General features: G+C 37.6%; 9 protein-coding genes and 1 tRNA gene. 2 read left to right on the top strand and 8 right to left on the bottom strand.

Annotation, left to right across the window (positions count from 1 at the left end; translation table 11 throughout):
- Positions 1-4 precede the first annotated feature (4 nt).
- Both AC0QT1_RS04815 and AC0QT1_RS04810 read right to left on the bottom strand, forming a co-directional pair.
- On the bottom strand, positions 5-1,123 hold the full coding sequence (locus tag AC0QT1_RS04815; RefSeq protein ID WP_473200355.1) for a DegT/DnrJ/EryC1/StrS family aminotransferase: 1,119 nt from the start codon (positions 1,121-1,123) through the stop codon (positions 5-7).
- Between the two features lie 53 nt (positions 1,124-1,176).
- Positions 1,177-2,130 carry a Gfo/Idh/MocA family protein gene (locus AC0QT1_RS04810; protein WP_473200356.1) on the bottom strand — a complete coding sequence of 318 codons (954 nt, stop codon included), beginning with the start codon at positions 2,128-2,130 and terminating at the stop codon, positions 1,177-1,179.
- 169 nt (positions 2,131-2,299) lie between these two features.
- Here AC0QT1_RS04810 and AC0QT1_RS04805 point away from each other — a divergent pair.
- Both AC0QT1_RS04805 and AC0QT1_RS04800 read left to right on the top strand, forming a co-directional pair.
- A tRNA-Met gene (locus AC0QT1_RS04805) sits at positions 2,300-2,376 on the top strand.
- A gap of 827 nt (positions 2,377-3,203) precedes the next feature.
- Entirely contained in the window at positions 3,204-7,733 is a 4,530-nt protein-coding gene (locus AC0QT1_RS04800; protein ID WP_473200357.1) for an autotransporter outer membrane beta-barrel domain-containing protein, read from the top strand.
- 611 nt (positions 7,734-8,344) lie between these two features.
- Here AC0QT1_RS04800 and AC0QT1_RS04795 read toward each other — a convergent pair.
- The 6 genes from AC0QT1_RS04795 to AC0QT1_RS04770 form a co-directional block, all read right to left on the bottom strand.
- On the bottom strand, positions 8,345-9,130 hold the full coding sequence (locus AC0QT1_RS04795) for an ABC transporter ATP-binding protein (RefSeq protein ID WP_473201757.1): 786 nt from the start codon (positions 9,128-9,130) through the stop codon (positions 8,345-8,347).
- The gene (locus AC0QT1_RS04790; protein WP_473201756.1) at positions 9,127-10,002 is read right to left on the bottom strand and encodes an ABC transporter ATP-binding protein; all 876 of its coding nucleotides are present in this window, start codon (positions 10,000-10,002) and stop codon (positions 9,127-9,129) included. Before AC0QT1_RS04790 ends, AC0QT1_RS04795 begins: the two co-directional genes overlap by 4 nt.
- A complete protein-coding gene (locus AC0QT1_RS04785) occupies positions 9,995-10,924 on the bottom strand; it encodes an ABC transporter permease (RefSeq protein WP_473201755.1) in 930 nt (309 codons plus the stop codon). The genes AC0QT1_RS04790 and AC0QT1_RS04785 overlap by 8 nt, the downstream gene beginning before the upstream one ends.
- Before the next feature lie 2 nt (positions 10,925-10,926).
- Positions 10,927-12,000 carry an ABC transporter permease gene (locus AC0QT1_RS04780; protein ID WP_473201754.1) on the bottom strand — a complete coding sequence of 358 codons (1,074 nt, stop codon included), beginning with the start codon at positions 11,998-12,000 and terminating at the stop codon, positions 10,927-10,929.
- A gap of 97 nt (positions 12,001-12,097) precedes the next feature.
- Positions 12,098-13,714: an ABC transporter substrate-binding protein gene (locus AC0QT1_RS04775; RefSeq protein WP_473200362.1), complete on the bottom strand. Its 1,617-nt coding sequence runs from the start codon at positions 13,712-13,714 to the stop codon at positions 12,098-12,100.
- Positions 13,715-14,115: 401 nt separating this feature from the next.
- Positions 14,116-15,741 (bottom strand): ABC transporter substrate-binding protein, encoded by a 1,626-nt coding sequence (locus AC0QT1_RS04770; RefSeq protein ID WP_473201753.1) that lies wholly within the window; start codon positions 15,739-15,741, stop codon positions 14,116-14,118.
- Positions 15,742-16,569 lie beyond the last annotated feature (828 nt).

The raw sequence follows: 16,569 nt of genomic DNA, 5'->3' as shown, positions 1-16,569 counted from the left end.
TTGCTCAAGAATGGTAAAAGTCTCTTATTGTCTGGATAATCATATCCTGATCAGTTTTCATTAAATAAGGATGCATTGGTAAACTTAAAACACAGTTTCCTAAAGTTTCAGAAACAGAAAGAGAGTCTTTTACATAGGAAAAATGTTTATAAGCTAGCTGTTGATGCAATGGAGTCTTGTAATAAACTGTTGTAGGAATAGATTTTTTTTGTAAATATTCCTTTAATTTATCACGTTCTCTCACCTTAATAGTATATTGTGCATAGGCACAACGGACATTCTCTTCCATTTGTGGAACGGTGACAATATCTCTTAAACCCTCAGAATAATGTTGGGCAATTGCCACACGTTTTTCCATCTCCTCTTCAAAGATCACAAGCTTTTCAAGCAAAATTGCTGCCTGAAGAGTATCGAGACGTGAATTCATACCGATACGCACATTGTCATATTGAGTCTCACCTTTCCCATGGAACAAAAGAGAACGTAAAAGTGCTGCCAAATTATCATCATTGGTCATCATAGCACCTCCATCACCATAACATCCCAATGGTTTTGCTGGATAAAAACTTGTTGCAGAAACATTACCAAAAGCCCCACACATAATATTATCGCGTCTTCCCCCTATCGATTGAGCAGCATCTTCAATAACAAAAAGATTTTCTTGTACAGCTATTTTAGTAATTTGCCTATAATCAGCAGGAAGGCCAAACAAATCAACAGCAATAATTGCCTTTGGTTTAAGACGCCCCTCTTTTTTAATCATTTCGATTGCTTCACAAAGTTTCTCAACATCAATATTGAATGTATCGGGAAGGACATCAACAAAAACAGGTTCAGCCCCTACCAAAGCGACAACTTCAGCAGTTGCACAAAATGTGAAGCTAGGACAAAACACAGCATCCCCTGGACCAATATTTTGAGCCATAAGAGGCATTTTCAAAGCATCGGTTCCATTAGCACATGCCACCACATGTTTAACACCAAGATAATCTGCTAATTTTTCTTCAAACTCTGTTACTTCTGGTCCTAAAATATACTTACCACTCGCAACTACTCGTGCAATTGCAGAATTAATCCTCTCTTCAATATGCGCACGCTGCGCTCCAAGGTCGATGAATTGCATATTAACTCCATTGCTCATCATAATAATGCAAAAGTGCTGCTTATCTTTTTTATCTAATAAGATTTGACACTCGCAGCAGTTAGAATCCGTAAAACAGCAAGAGCATCATCACCATTTGTGCGAGGTGATCGACGCGTTTCAATACAATGTAGGAAGTGTCGCAATTCGCAAGTAAGTGGCAAATTTTCACAAACATCGATATAATGCAACGCATCAGTGCTAAAAGCCCACTCTTGTTTTTCCTTCCAAACAGCAAAACGATGCAATGCCAATTTACGATTCCATGGTTCCATATCATCAAAAACAAGTATAGCCTTTGTACCAACAACAGTTAAACGCCTTTCACGATAGGGGCTAACACGTGAAGTAAAAAGGTGACTCCGTATACCATTTGGAAAAATCATATGAATATGGGCAAAATCAGAAAGCTGATCAATGACAGCAGAACCTTCACCACGAACTTCAGAAGGTTCACATCCTGTCAGAGCTAAAATCATTGAGAGATCATGAGGAGCAAGGTCCCATAAAGCATCGCTTTGAATATGGAATTTTCCAAAGCCTAATCGATGAGAATAGATATAGCGTACCTCCCCTAATTCTCCCTTTTCTACCAATTCACACATTTTTTCAAAAGCAGAATGAAATCGCAAAATATGGCCCACCATAAAAATTCGTCCATATTTACCAGCAACTTCGAGTTGATTTTCAGCATCTGCTACATTCAAAGCAATTGGTTTTTCAACCAACACATCTTTGCCATTTTCAAGAGCGCATAGCGCATTCTCTGTATGGAATTGCGGAGGTAACGCGAGCACCATTGCATCAATATCTTTACGCGTAAAAAGATCTTCAGGTGCAACAACATCAACACCGTACATGCAAGCAAAGCTTGCAGCACGCTCAATATTCATATCAGAAACTGCTGCTAAAGCACCAAGTCCATGGAGAGTTCGTATATGATTCCCACCCCAATGACCGCACCCTAAAACCGCTACACGTGGCACCATTTTTATGCCTTACCCTACTCATCCCATAAAAATTATATTCTTCTATACTCCATATCGAGGATAAAATAGAATGACAAGCAAAAAGCTTAAAACGATGCTTGACATCTTACTATTCTACCTCTTATATCCGCAAAAGATGAGATAAGTTACAATCATATTTATTAATTTCGGCGGAGTAGCTCAGTAGGTTAGAGCAGAGGAATCATAATCCTTGTGTCGGGGGTTCAAATCCCTCCTCCGCTACCATTCTCTTTCTTGGAATATTTTTCAAAGCATTGTCTTTAGCTTTATATCTTGCCACTAGGTTTTGCAACAATTCACTTTTTTCACAGCATTTTTAGGCGGTTTTCAAAGCAGCTTTAAGAGAGGTGTTTAGAGCCGCTTTCATGAATCTTATTTTGCTCTGCTCAGAATTACAATTTATGATGATCCATCTTTTGCAGCACCATATCATTTTACACCTAAAATCTGTAAAATATGTGCGTAGACATCAATGAATTTTATATAATTTGCATCATATTTTGTAAAAATAACCTCCTTTTCAAGGGATTTTCATTTTTTCAAAGGGCTCTCAAAGGGGCTTCAAAGACCTTTCCAAAGATCATTTGAAATCTCCAAATACTTTGTAAGAATTTCTCAAAACCTCTCCATCTGATTTTGACCTTCCTATCTGATTTTGAAATGACAACATAAAAAAAATCTTCCATTTGCACGGTTACAGTTGCGCAAATCCCCCTATTCTCAATGATTATTTTTCTTCTTGTTTTATTTTCTCTCTTATTTTAGATCAATTAAGATTAATACAAAATGATGTTTAATATTAATAAAAACATCAATATAACAATATAATTCTTATAAGAATTTAATTTTATTATAGAAAAACAATATTAATAAAATTCAAATAGAACGGAATATAAAATCAAACAAAGCATTCTGTATTTTACTATAAAATTATTATTATACTTTACATAAAAATAAAAACAATCTAAGTCATCATAAAGATAACCATCCATTTGATATCCTTCTTGTAAGCGGGGGAGGAATGTGTGGGTTTATAAGTTAGGAAAATATCAATGTATAAAAAATTTCTTTTATCCTGTACAGCTGCCGTAGCTGTTATGCTTCTTAATACCCATTTCAACGCGTATGCCGAAATTCTTAGCGCTAAAAGTGGAGAAGAAAAGACTGCCCCTAGCGGTAGTTCCTATGATGCAATTGAGGTAACAAGTGGTGGAAAAATAAACGGCGAAAATTTAAACGTAATCTCTTCTGATCCTCAAAAAATTCACACTGGTGCGTCATCAAAAGGTGCTGGTAGTGAAATTAATTTAATGGGGACGACAACCATTAAAAATTTCAAAAATGGGCTTGAGGTAAGCAATGAAGCAACAATCAAGATGACCGATGGTTCTATTGTAGCTTCTCAAATAGGTGCTCTTTTTAATGAGGGCAAGAATGCTGTAAGCATGCTGGAGAATGTAACGCTATCGAGTGGTAAAGATGACACCTTGATGGATAAGGGAATAAGTGCCGAAAAAAGCACCGTGACTTTAAACAAAGTAACCGTCACTCAAGCAACGACAGGCATATTTGCAAATAATGACTCCACAATAACAGTTTCTGGAGGATCATTCGATGGAAAAGCTGATGGTGTATATGCTGGAAGCAACAGCACCGTTATATTAAAAGACAGTGCTACAATCACATCCTCTGAAGGCAGAGGTCTCCATGCAGAGGGTCTAGGATCTCAGATCACAATGGCAGGAGGAACAGTAACAACAAAGAATGAAAGCCCTGCATTAACTGCGGAAAAAGAGGGACGGATTGATGCCACGAATGTTTCTCTAACAACAGGTGGCAAAGGAACTGGTGCGGTTGCACTTGGCAAAAACAGCATAATTCAATTGCATGGCGCTACAACAATTAACAATACTTTAAACGGACTTGAAGCCGTTGACAGTGGTAAAATTACCAGCGAAAATTTAACAGTCATTGGTGGTGAAGTAACAAATGAAAAATCCAACAAAGAACGCTCTGGTATATGGGCCGCAGGCTCTGGGAGTGAAATTAAGTTAACGGGCAAAACAATCATTAAACATGTTGATGAAGGTTTTTATGCCGACGGTGGAAGTAAAATCATTAGTGGAGATTTAACAATAACCGGTAGCGATTCCGAAGAAATAACAACCGTTGGTATAGGAAGTTATGAGCCTAATAGTGCAATTGAATTAAATGGTAAAACAATCATACAAAATTTTGATACTGGACTTGCTGCAGTCAATAATAGCACGATTAAGATGAAAAATGGTGATGTTGGTGCAACACAAAATGCAGTAGAAAATAAAATAGCGGCAAAAAAAATTGCACTAACCGTAGCAGTTGGTGGACATATTGAAGTTACAGATGTTACTCTAACAACAAATGACTTCGGGATCGGTGCAAATGCCAATGACTCTGGAAGTATAATTGAATTAAAAGGCCAAACAACCATTGAAAATGTTAAAAATGGACTTATAGCAAAAAAGGGAAGCAAAATCACCAGCGAAAATTTAACAATCATTGGTGGTGAAGTAACAAATGAAAAACCCAGCGATAAAAATTTCGACAAAGACCGCTCTGGTCTATGGACCGCAGGCTCTGGGAGTGAAATTAAGTTAACGGGCAAAACAATCATTAAAAATGTTGATGAAGGTTTTTATGCCGATGGTGGAAGTAAAATCATTAGCGGAGATTTAACAATAATCGGTGGTGAAAGTAAAGAAATAACAACCGTTGGTATAGGAAGTTATGAGCCTAATAGTGCAATTGAATTAAATGGTAAAACAATCATACAAAATTTTGATACTGGACTTGCTGCAGTCAATAATAGCACGATTAAGATGAAAAATGGTGATGTTGGTGCAACACAAAGTGCAGTAGAAAATAAAATAGCAGCAAAAAAAATTGCACTAACCGTAGCAGCTGGTGGACATATTGAAGTTACGGATGTTACTCTAACAACAAATGACTTCGGGATCGGTGCAGGTGCCAATGACTCTGGAAGTATAATTGAATTAAAAGGCAAAACAACCATTGAAAATGTTAAAAACGGACTTATAGCAAAAAAGGGAAGCAAAATTACCAGCGAAAATTTAACAGTCATTGGTGGTGAAGTAACAAATGAAAAACCCAACAAAAAACGCTCTGGTATATGGACAACAGGCTCTGGGAGTGAAATTAAGTTAACGGGCAAAACAACCATTCACAATTTTGATAAAGGTTTTCTTGTAGAGGATGGAAGCAAACTCATTAGCGGGGATTTAACAATAACCGGTGGTGATTCCAAAGAAATAACTACTGGTATTAGCAGTTCGGAGCCTAATAGTGTAGTTGAATTAAATGGCAAAACAACCATTCAAAATGTTGATATTGGTCTTGTTGCAACTGATGATGCTACAATTAAAACAAGTAACAGCACTATTGATGCTCATTCTGAAGGTTTAGATAACAAATTCAGTGCTTCGAAGAAAAATAAAATAGCAGTAAAAAAAGTTGCTATATTTGTAATAAATGGCGGATATGTTGATCTCCAAAATGTTTCTATAACAGCAGAAAAAAGTGGTTTGCAGTTCTTAGCTATCTCTGATATTGATAAAAGTGATCCATATGATCCACTAAAATGTCAAAGCAATGAAATTAATTTAACCAATGCAAATCTTCACGTTGAAAATGGCACAGGAATTTTTGCTGGAGGTTTTACGAACGATAGCATTCAAGATTTTTCAGGTTTGTCGGTTGGTAGAGTCAATCTCAAAAACTCAGAAATCCATGCCGACGTCCTATTAGCAGACGGGATGTTTGAGGATCCCCAATTTACACTAAAAAGCACTTATTGGGACGATAAAAATGTTAAAGCGATCTCCAATGGTACCTTCACATTAAACGCAGATCATTCTACCCTAGAGGGCAGAGCGAGTATTGCTGAAAACAGAAATGTACACTTTGATCTGAACAACACCACATGGACATTAAAAAACAGCACGAAAGAAAAAGATAAGGATGGCAATCTACTTGATATTGCGCAAAGATCACGGTCTGATGTTTCTGTGCTTAATCTCAATGACAGCTCTGTTATTTTTAATGATCCAACAGAAGAGCATTATCACACATTGCACATAGGGTCTGGTAAACCAGACACACAAGAAGTCTACAAGGCAACAGGGGAAGCGAAGATTTACTTTAATGCTGAATGGAGTGATGGTGCAGCAATTGCCGATCAAAAAACCGACAGACTTTTGATCAATGGCGATGTATCTGGAACAACAGCGGTTTATGTCACAAGGCGCTTAGGAGAAAACAATGTTGAAGAAAATACCTCTGCCGCTGCCAATGGACGTGGTCTTTCACTCATTCAAGTTTCTGGAAAAGCACAAGAAGACTCCTTTAAATTAGCACATGGCTATACCACAAGAAGTGGTTCACCAGATATGTATACACTCCGTGCCTATGGACCAGATTCAAGCCATGGGAAAGCCGATATTGCGCAAAACCTATTGGATGAAAAGAACGAAGACTTCTGGGATTTCCGCTTACAACCTGAACTGCTTAAAACCGATCCTAGTGGTAATTCAAGCTCCAGTGGTGGCTCTGGTGGTGCTATAGCTGCCCCTGTCCCACAAACCGCGAACTATTTGGTCATGCCAAATGCTCTCTTCTACACAGGCTTAACCGATATGGCCAAGCAAAACGCACTTTTAGCTAATATCAGAACATCCATCCCAAGAAAAGAAGAAGAGAAAAACACCGGTTTCTTCCTCTATACTTATGGAAGTACTGGAACATTATCCTCTGAACGTGGTCCTCTCAAATATGGTTATGGCGCCGATATTCGCTATGCGGCTCTCCAAGCCGGTGTGACTTTGGCACCAATTGAGAGACAAAACGTCAATACTCGTTTTGGTCTTTTAGGAACCTATGGGCAACTGTCCTTCACACCAAAGGATATAGCAGATGTCAGTAAGAGCACAGTGGATAAATGGTCTCTGACAGCCTATGCAAGCCTACAGCATGACAATGGTTTCTATCTTGACACTCTGTTATCTTATGGAGTTATAAAAGGCGAGATCGGCAATGCCATCAGGGGCAAAACAGCAAAGTTAAACGATGCCAAAATGTTCAGTCTCTCCAGCACCATTGGCAAACAATTTGCTACCGGAATGGAAGGCTTAACCTTTGAACCGCAAGCACAACTTGCCTATCAACATTTGATGTTTAAACCCATTGAAGATGCTGATAATCTGACCATTGATATAAACAATCCTTCTCAATGGTTGATCCGTGTTGGTGGACGCTTGACAAAAGCCATTGCCACTGAAAACAACCGTCCTGTATCTTTGTATGGAAAAGTAAACTTTATCAAAACTTTTGGGGATGATGGTAGCATTCATATTGGTAGAGACTTTGACCTTGATCCGATGGGACCTGCCCTTGAAGGCGGCGTTGGCATCAATGCGCAACTCTCCCACAATTTCTCTCTACATGGTGATATGAGTTACCAACAAAAACTTCAAAAAACCGGAATCTCGGGAGCAAGTTTTTCTGGTGGAGTACGCTATCACTTTTAAAGCAAGATTGTAGAAATAAGCGTATATTATTCTATACGCTTCACTAACAAGGGCAACAGACTATGTTGCCCTCTTTAGTCATAAAATCTGTTTTTCTTTCAAAAATCTCTTTTCAAGAATAGAAAACAGCAAAAATGATTGAATCATTATCATGTATCATTGAAAAATTTTCATAATAACTTCTTCTTTTGAAAAGAATAAAACACAGCCTTTTTGGTTAAACAAAACCTAAAACTGTAAAAAAGACACAACAAATCAAACAATACCCAAAAGAGTCAATTTTTCTGAAAAATACAGCATCATTATGACTCCGCTGTAATCTCTTACAAATCGAATGCCCAAAATTTATACAATAAAAACTTCTAAATATAATTTATAATCAAAAAAAACAGTTTAAGTAATATCATAAAATAAGACATGCCATGAGTCATCTGCACGTTTCATAACATAATACGCCTAACAGAATTAAAGTATATAGCTAACTTCTCTCAGCAAATTATACTGGTAAAATTTCATACTATATAAATAGACAAACTCTCTGTTGTAATAACAATGTAAAATATTCATAGAAACCTATAACAGAGAGAATTCCATTTTCTCTGTTATAAAATCTATCCAACTCTTTCCTCTCTATGAACAATAGGCTCTATACTTGCTTCAAAAAACATCTTCGTGTAGTGATGTTGCGCGTGCAAATTGCGCAAATCATCATTGCTAAGCTCTTCAAGAATAACCCCTTTATGCATAATTCCAACACGTTCACAGATGTGTGCAACAACAGCAAGATCATGGGATACCATCAAATAAGTAAGCTTCTTTTCTTCTCGTAATGATTTCAACAAATTTAAAATTTCAGCCTGTACTGACACATCCAATGCAGATGTTGGCTCATCCAGTAACAAAACCTCTGGCTCAATAATGAGAGCACGTGCAAGAGCAATACGCTGGCGTTGTCCTCCAGATAATTCATGCGGATAACGATAAAGAAAGGAAGAATTTAAACCAACGGAATTTAAAACATCGCGTACCCGTTCTCTTGGATTATCCATCCCGTGAATTCTGAGAGTTTCAGAAAGAACAGTATGAACCATTTTTCTTGGATGAAGCGAAGCATAAGGATCTTGAAAAACCATTTGAATACGGCGTAGAAAATTCTTATCTCTTTTTTTTGCAACTTCTTCTCCATCAAAAATGAAGCATCCACTATACTCTGGAATAAGCCCAACCAATGTATTCAAAATCGTTGATTTTCCACAGCCTGATTCACCAATCAAACCATAAGCTTCACCACGCTTAACATGAAAATTAACATTTTTAACAACCGTTACTGCCTTGTGCCTATGCCCAAAAGTTACCGATAAATTAGAAACATCAAGGATATTCTTACAATTGGTCATGGGGCAACTCCTTCAACACCATTAACAATGGTAGGATTATGCAACCAATCAGGATCACGTTCAGGAACAGCTAAAACATCAACAGGATTATCAAGCCGTGGCAAACTTGCTAGCAAAGCTTTAGTATAAGGATGGCAAGCGCGAGATAAATTACAGGCAGGCAATTCTTCTAACACGCGGCCAGCATACATAACCAAAACACGATCACAAAAATCAGCAATCATATTCAAGTCATGGCTAATAAAAATAAGTCCCGTTCCAGATTTAGTCACAAGTTCATCCAAGACTGATAAGACTTGGCGCCTTACGGTAATATCCAGTGCAGAAGTTGGCTCATCTGCAATAATTAAATCAGGCTTAGGAATAAGCATCATCGCAATCATCACACGTTGCCCCATTCCACCTGATATTTCATGAGGGAATAATCTCATCACATGTTCAGGATCACGAATATGAACAGATTCTAACATAGCGATGGTGCGTTCCCGCGCATCAACTTTTGAAACACGGTAATGTATACGATAAGCCTCCATAATCTGTTCGCCAATTCTTATTAATGGATTAAGCGAATATTTTGGATCCTGTAGAATCATTGAAATACGCTTCCCTCGGATAGTGCGCATCTGAGGTTCACTTGCCCGCAATAAATCTATACCATCAAAACACATTTTTTTAGCTTTGACAATTGCTGCTCTTGGACTCAATTTGAGTATCGCACGCCCAGTCATTGATTTTCCAGACCCAGATTCACCAACAATTCCAATTTTTTCTTTCCCGACAGAAAAGCTAACACCACGTACAACTTCTGAAAGCCCACGCGTTGTCGGAAAAGAAATACGTAAATCTTCTATCTCTAATAATTTTTTAGCCATTGCGTGGATCCAATACATCACGAAGTCCATCACCCAACAAATTGAAAGCAAGACTTGCTAACAATATTGCACAACCTGGTATTGCTGCTAACCACCAATTTGTCATCATAAATTCACGACCAGATGAGAGCATTGCACCCCATTCAGGACTTGGAAGTTGAGCTCCTAATCCTAAAAAACCAAGACCAGCAGCCGTTAAAATAATTCCAGACATATCTAATGTTAATCGTACCACCACTGAAGGAATACACATAGGTGCAACATGAAATAAAATGATCCGTAAAGCAGAGGCCCCTTGCAAACGAACTGCCGAGACATAATCAGAGGAACGGATAGTCAAAGTTTCAGCACGTGCCAAACGCGCTATTGGCGGCCATGCTGCGATTGAAATTGCAATAGATGCATTTTCAATCCCTGGTCCTAGCGCTGCTGAAAACGCAAGAGCTAAAATTAAAGCTGGAAAAGCAAGAAAAATATCAACAATACGCATCAAAACAATATCAACCCATCCTCCTATATAGCCAGAGACGGTCCCTACAATCAGCCCTATCGGCCCCACAATAATTGTCGTAAGAAAAACAATATAAAGAGTAATACGCGCACCAAAAATAAGACGACTAAAAATATCACGCCCTAATTCATCCGTGCCAAAATAATGCACCATAGAGGGTGGCTGCAATCGATGTGCAAGATCATTGCTAACAAAATCATAAGGAGCAATCCAAGGAGCGAACAGTGCACATAAAACAATAATAAAAATAATAATCAGACCGAATAGGGCTGAAAAATTATGAGAAAACTTGACCAATGCATAATAAATTCTTTGTACGTTTGCCTGAAAGACTGACCGTGGAACAGCTTCATTTAACCAACGCCCCAAAGAAAATAACGATTGTGATTTGTGATGATTAACTATTGTCATATTCAACGTGTCCTTGGATCAAAGATTCGATAGAGTAAATCAGAAAATAAATTAATAACGACAAAGAGAAAGCCTACAAGGAGAGTACATCCAACAACGGCATTCATATCTCCAGCCAAAAGAGCATTGGTCAAGTAATGCCCAAAGCCAGGCCACGCAAAAACTGTTTCTGTTAATACAGCACCTTCTAATAAAAAAGCATAAGAAAGCGCCACAACAGTGATAATCTGAACAGCAGCATTTCGAAAGGCATGCCCCCAAACTGTTCGAGCCAATGATAATCCCTTCACACGTGCAGTAATGATATATTCCTGATTGAGCTGTTCAATCATAAACCCACGAGTCATACGGCTAATGTAAGCCATAGCACCGGACGCTAAGATTAAAGCAGGCATAATAATATGACTGAAGGCATTTCCAAAAGCCTCCCACTGCCCCTGACGAGCAGTATCCCAAAGAAAAAATCCTGTTTTAGGTTCAAAAGAATATTCATAAATAAAATCGATACGCCCTGGACCACCGATCCAACCAAGCTTGGCGTAAAATATCAATAAGGCCATTAACCCAAGCCAAAAGGTAGGAGTAGAATAACTCAGAAGTGTAAAAGTACGAACAAAATAGTCAATAAATGAATCGCGATACATTGCCGCAAAAACACCAAATGGAATACCAAGAGTCGTACCAATAACAATAGCAACTGTAGCAAGTTCTAACGTTGCAGGAAACACGCGCATAATATCTGTTAAAACAGGACGTCCTGAAGTTAAAGCATCCCCAAAATCAAACAAAAATATATTGTGAAGATAATTCCAGTATTGAACAATCAACGGCTTATCAAGACCCAACTTATAAAACATTGCATCATAAGCTTCTTGACTGATATTATCACCAAGAATAGCAAGCACAGGATCTAAAGGAAGAAGATGACCAATAAAAAAAGTGATCGTTACCAGACCAAGTAACGTGAAAAAAACTGAAATGAGCAATTTTAATCCCTTGGAAAAAAAGTCCCATACCAACATTTCTTTCCGCTGTTGTGATACACTTTTTTCAGATTCTGAAAATGGTAAAACCATTATAATATCCCCCTCCATAGCTACCAAACATAACGCTAACACCTTTTTATATAATTAGGAAAACCCTAGCCTCTTCTTCATAACATGATAACATGCGTTATTTTTCTACATCATTGTAATAAAGTCTAAACATATTCCAAACCCATTTTTTTACTGCGGGTCCCACACCAACGGTATAATATGTCTGGAATAAATAGACCATAGGACCATGCTCAAACACATAATGCTGTAGAGCATGATATTGTGAAATACGCTTATTTTGATCTTGTTCAAACAAAGCATCCATCACCATTTTATTGATATTTTCATCATAATACCCAGCGCGCCAAGCCAAATACATACTGTGTTTTTTTGTAAATGTTGGATCAGGATTAAAAACGTGATTTAATGAAGGGGGATGTCCATCAGGATCAGCACTCCCCCACCCCATAATAGCAGTATCATAATTTCCACCACGCACACGGCTTAACAACTGATTTTGTGCCATTTTTTTAATTGTGAGCTCAACACCAATTTTGCGTGCATTGGCTTGAATAGACTGCGCAACAGATGACATATAACTAAGGCTGCCTACCAAAAGATTAGCCTTAAAACCATGAGGATAACCGGCCTCAGTAATTAACTGTTTTGCCTTCTTTAAATCTAACTTAAACGGTAGCCCCTCTTTTTCATCCAAAGCACCTGGAATACCCAATGGCATATAACTTGCCCGTGGAATTGCTATACCCTTTAAAACAGTGTTACCAAGACCTTCATAATCAATCAAATAACGAAGGGCTAATCTTACTTTTTCATGAGCAAAAACAGCATTCTTGTTGTTCAATGATAGATAAATAATCTGTGGTCGCAAAACACGATTAATTTTAACTGGTCCCCCCTGTTTTTCAATATCCAAAACATCTTCTGAAGAGAGATCACGTGCGATATCCACATCCCCTTTTTCTAAAAGAAGTCTTTGACTTGCAGATTCAGCAACATGTTGCACAACAATCTGCTTAACTTTAGGCATATCTCCCCAGTAATGTTGGCTAGCTTCTAATACAACTTTTTCTCCTGGAGACCAGCGTACCAATTTATAAGGTCCGACACAAGCCGAATGCGTAGCCAAATATTTATTACCCATATCCCCATTAATACTCTGTGCTTCAAGTGTTTGCCGATCAAGCAAAGCAGAAGCATAGGATTGTCCAATCACCGTCAGGATAAGCTGAACAGGATAAGGCTTCTCTAATTTTAGTTGTAACGTTTTATGATCAAGAGCCTGAATATTTACTTCGGCATTATCTTTCGTAAACCCATAATCGATCAAAGATTGAGCATAACTCAATCCTAATTTAAGAATTCGTTGCATTGACCACGCGAGATCTTGGGCTGTTGCAACCCTTCCATCATCAAACTTTAAATCATCACGAAGATGAAAAACTATTCTTTTTCCATTATCTAACACATCCCAAGATTTTGCCATAGCTGGACGAATTTTTGTAGGATCATGCTTATCATATTGCACCAGCGCACTGCAAATATTCGTCAACAATTCACTTGCTACAACCTCTACCGTTTGTGCTGGATCAAAACCGCTAATTGAATCAATATTCCAAGCCATTGTCAATGTATCTTTAGATGATACACTTAGCGCTGATGAAAGAGAGCCATTAAAAAAACCAATGAGACCTAATAAAAAACAAAAGTTTTTCAACAATCCTTTTTTTGTCATTTCATTCTTTACCTTTCGCATTTCATTTTAGCTTTTTGACAAAAAATACTTCTGATTTTGCTATTTCATTTCTTAAACAACACAACGCAACACGATCACCTTCACTGATTGACATCCATAAAATTATCTTTCAAGCATCAGACTCTAATAAAATTGCATACCATCTGTACTACAATCAATGATACCTTAAGAAAGATTATCACCTATACTTAAAAGACTACCGTTTATACTTATCAATATCACTTTCCCCCATAAAATGATCTTAATAATATAATCATATATTGAACAAGAAGCCCCCTGCAATTTTACACCTTAAGCTTAAAAAACTTCGCAGGGGGAATATTTTCATCATTTACTTTATAATCACGTTCTTTTTGTATTTCAGAACACTTAATACGTGTTTATTTTTCAATTGCGCTATAAAAAATACGTGGTGCACTATTCCAAACCCATTTTTTAACATTAGGTGTCATAGCGACAACACCATATTTCTGAAAGATAAAAGCATAGGGGCCTTTTTGCATAAGTTCACGCTGCAAATCGCCATATATCTCTATCCGTTTCTGTGGATCTTTTTGAAACAATGCTGTATCAACCTTTTTATTCATCTCTGCATCAAAAAATCCGTGCTGCCAACTCGGATAGGCTGTTTTTTTAGCCTCCAATCGATTATCAGGATTGTAAACAATGTATGCAGCCATCGCATGGGGATCTGCAGAGTCATTATTCCATCCGACAAAAATCGTATCAAAAGCACGTGCATAAAGCTTTGAAAACAACTGTGTCCCTGCCAAACGTTCAATTTTAAGATTCACTCCCACCTTTTTTGCATTGTCTTGGATGGACTGAGCAATTGACAAAGCATAAGGAGATGTCCCTACTAGAAAATTGACCTCAAAACCATTTGGATACCCTGCCTCCGTTAAAAGCTGCTTGGCTTTTTGAAGATCAAGTTTAAAGGGTTGTCCTTCTTTTTCATCCAAAGCGCCAAGATTACCAAGAGGAATAAAGCTTGCACGGGGAATACCAACACCTTTAAGAAGAGTCTTTCCAAGTTCTTCATAATCGATAAGATAACGCATTGCCAAACGCACTTTTTCACTGGAAAAAATCGGATTTGTCATATTGAAGCCCCAATACATCATGGAGGGCTCCAACACTGTTTCAACCTTAATATCGGTTTTTGCTTGGAGATCTGCGAGATCGACAGGCGTCAAATTCCGTGCAACATCAATATCATGTTTTTGCAACAATAAACGTTGCGTTCCAGGCTCTGCAACATGGCGAATTAAAATCTTCTTCAATTTAGGTGCTTTCCCCCAATAATTAGGAGTTGCACGCAACAAAAGAGCTTCCCCAGGACGCCAACTTCTTATCTGATAGGGACCAACACACGCAGCATGATTGGCTAAATATTGGTTTCCCATATCACCATTTTTTTCGTGTTTCATAATTGTTTTACGATCAAGCAAAGCAGTGGCGTGACTCGCAACAATATTGTTAAGAATGAGCTCTGCTGGATAAGGTTTATCAAATTTCATCACCACCGTTTTGTCGTCCGGTGCTTGAAGAGCATCATCCATGTTTTGTTCTGTAATACCATAGTCATTAAAGAGCGACGCTCTAGCCATTTTTAATTTAACAATTCGTTTCATCCCCCAAACAATATCACTGGCATGAGCGAGCCTACCATCGTTAAACTTTAATCCTTCACGCAAATGAAAAGTAATCACCGTACTCTTATCATCACCTGAAACATCCCAATGGGTTGCCAAAGCAGGAACTGATTTAGCTGGATCATCTGTAGCCGTACTAACCAAATTATCACAAACATTAAGAACGACTTCATTTCCATAAACGTCATTGATTTTTGCGGGATCAAATGTACTTATTGCATCGATATTCCAAGCCATTACAAGCGTATCAGCGGGTGTTTTTGCAGAAACATGTTGTACAAACATCCCCAGTGCAACAACAGCAGAAACAAAAGAAGTGCTGCTTTTCAGTATTTTTCTCTTTATATTCATAGACTTTTCCTTTTAAAGTTTATCATATCAAATATTCTAATAATTATTCTAAACTGACACAGCAAATTTATAACAACAAAGCTTGAATAAACACCTGACCATCTCTACAGAGTCTTTCACTTTTAAATTCACTCGCTCAATCCCCATTAAAGCAGAGCAAACACGCAAAATATCTTTCGACAGCCAATATCCTATCTGCACCACAATAGTTCGCTTGCCCACCACAATAAACGACATCTTATTCTCGTATCGAAACTATAAGCCTTGTGAAAAGACATCGCACACAGATCCATAATTTCACTATTCCATTCCTTTAAACTATACTAAAAATAATAATACGCAAATCTTAAAAATAACCGTATCATCTCAAACACTCAGTTTCAAAATGCCCATCCCCATCCTTACTGCCATCAAGACTAAACACAACAAATAAAAAACTAAAAAAACATCTTTGCTAGAACTTTATATTCCATAAAAACTGCTTAATTCTTTGAAATTTAATTTAAAAATGTAACTTCTTTTTTATAAAATACTAAACAAGTCAACAGAAATAAAATTGCAGTACAAAAGACCAATTCTTCTAAGCTTTATCTTTTCAAAGAAATCACCACCAATAAAAGAATAAACAGTAAAACGTATTTCTATTGGTAAAAACAAAATTTATCATACCCCCCGCAAAAAACATGATTGACTATAAACCGTTTTCAATTTTGAGGTTCATCACTGCTTTACAACTACCACAAAAAGACTCTAAAGAATACCTCACCGTAATTCTTGCCTTCAACTCCAAATTTAGAGATTTAGCGAACAAAGGTGGTAGGAAAAACC

It is taken from the genome of Bartonella sp. P12B (assembly GCF_055796185.1).
Note: the sequence above shows the minus strand (reverse complement) of the source record. Positions and strands in the feature narration are given on the sequence as shown.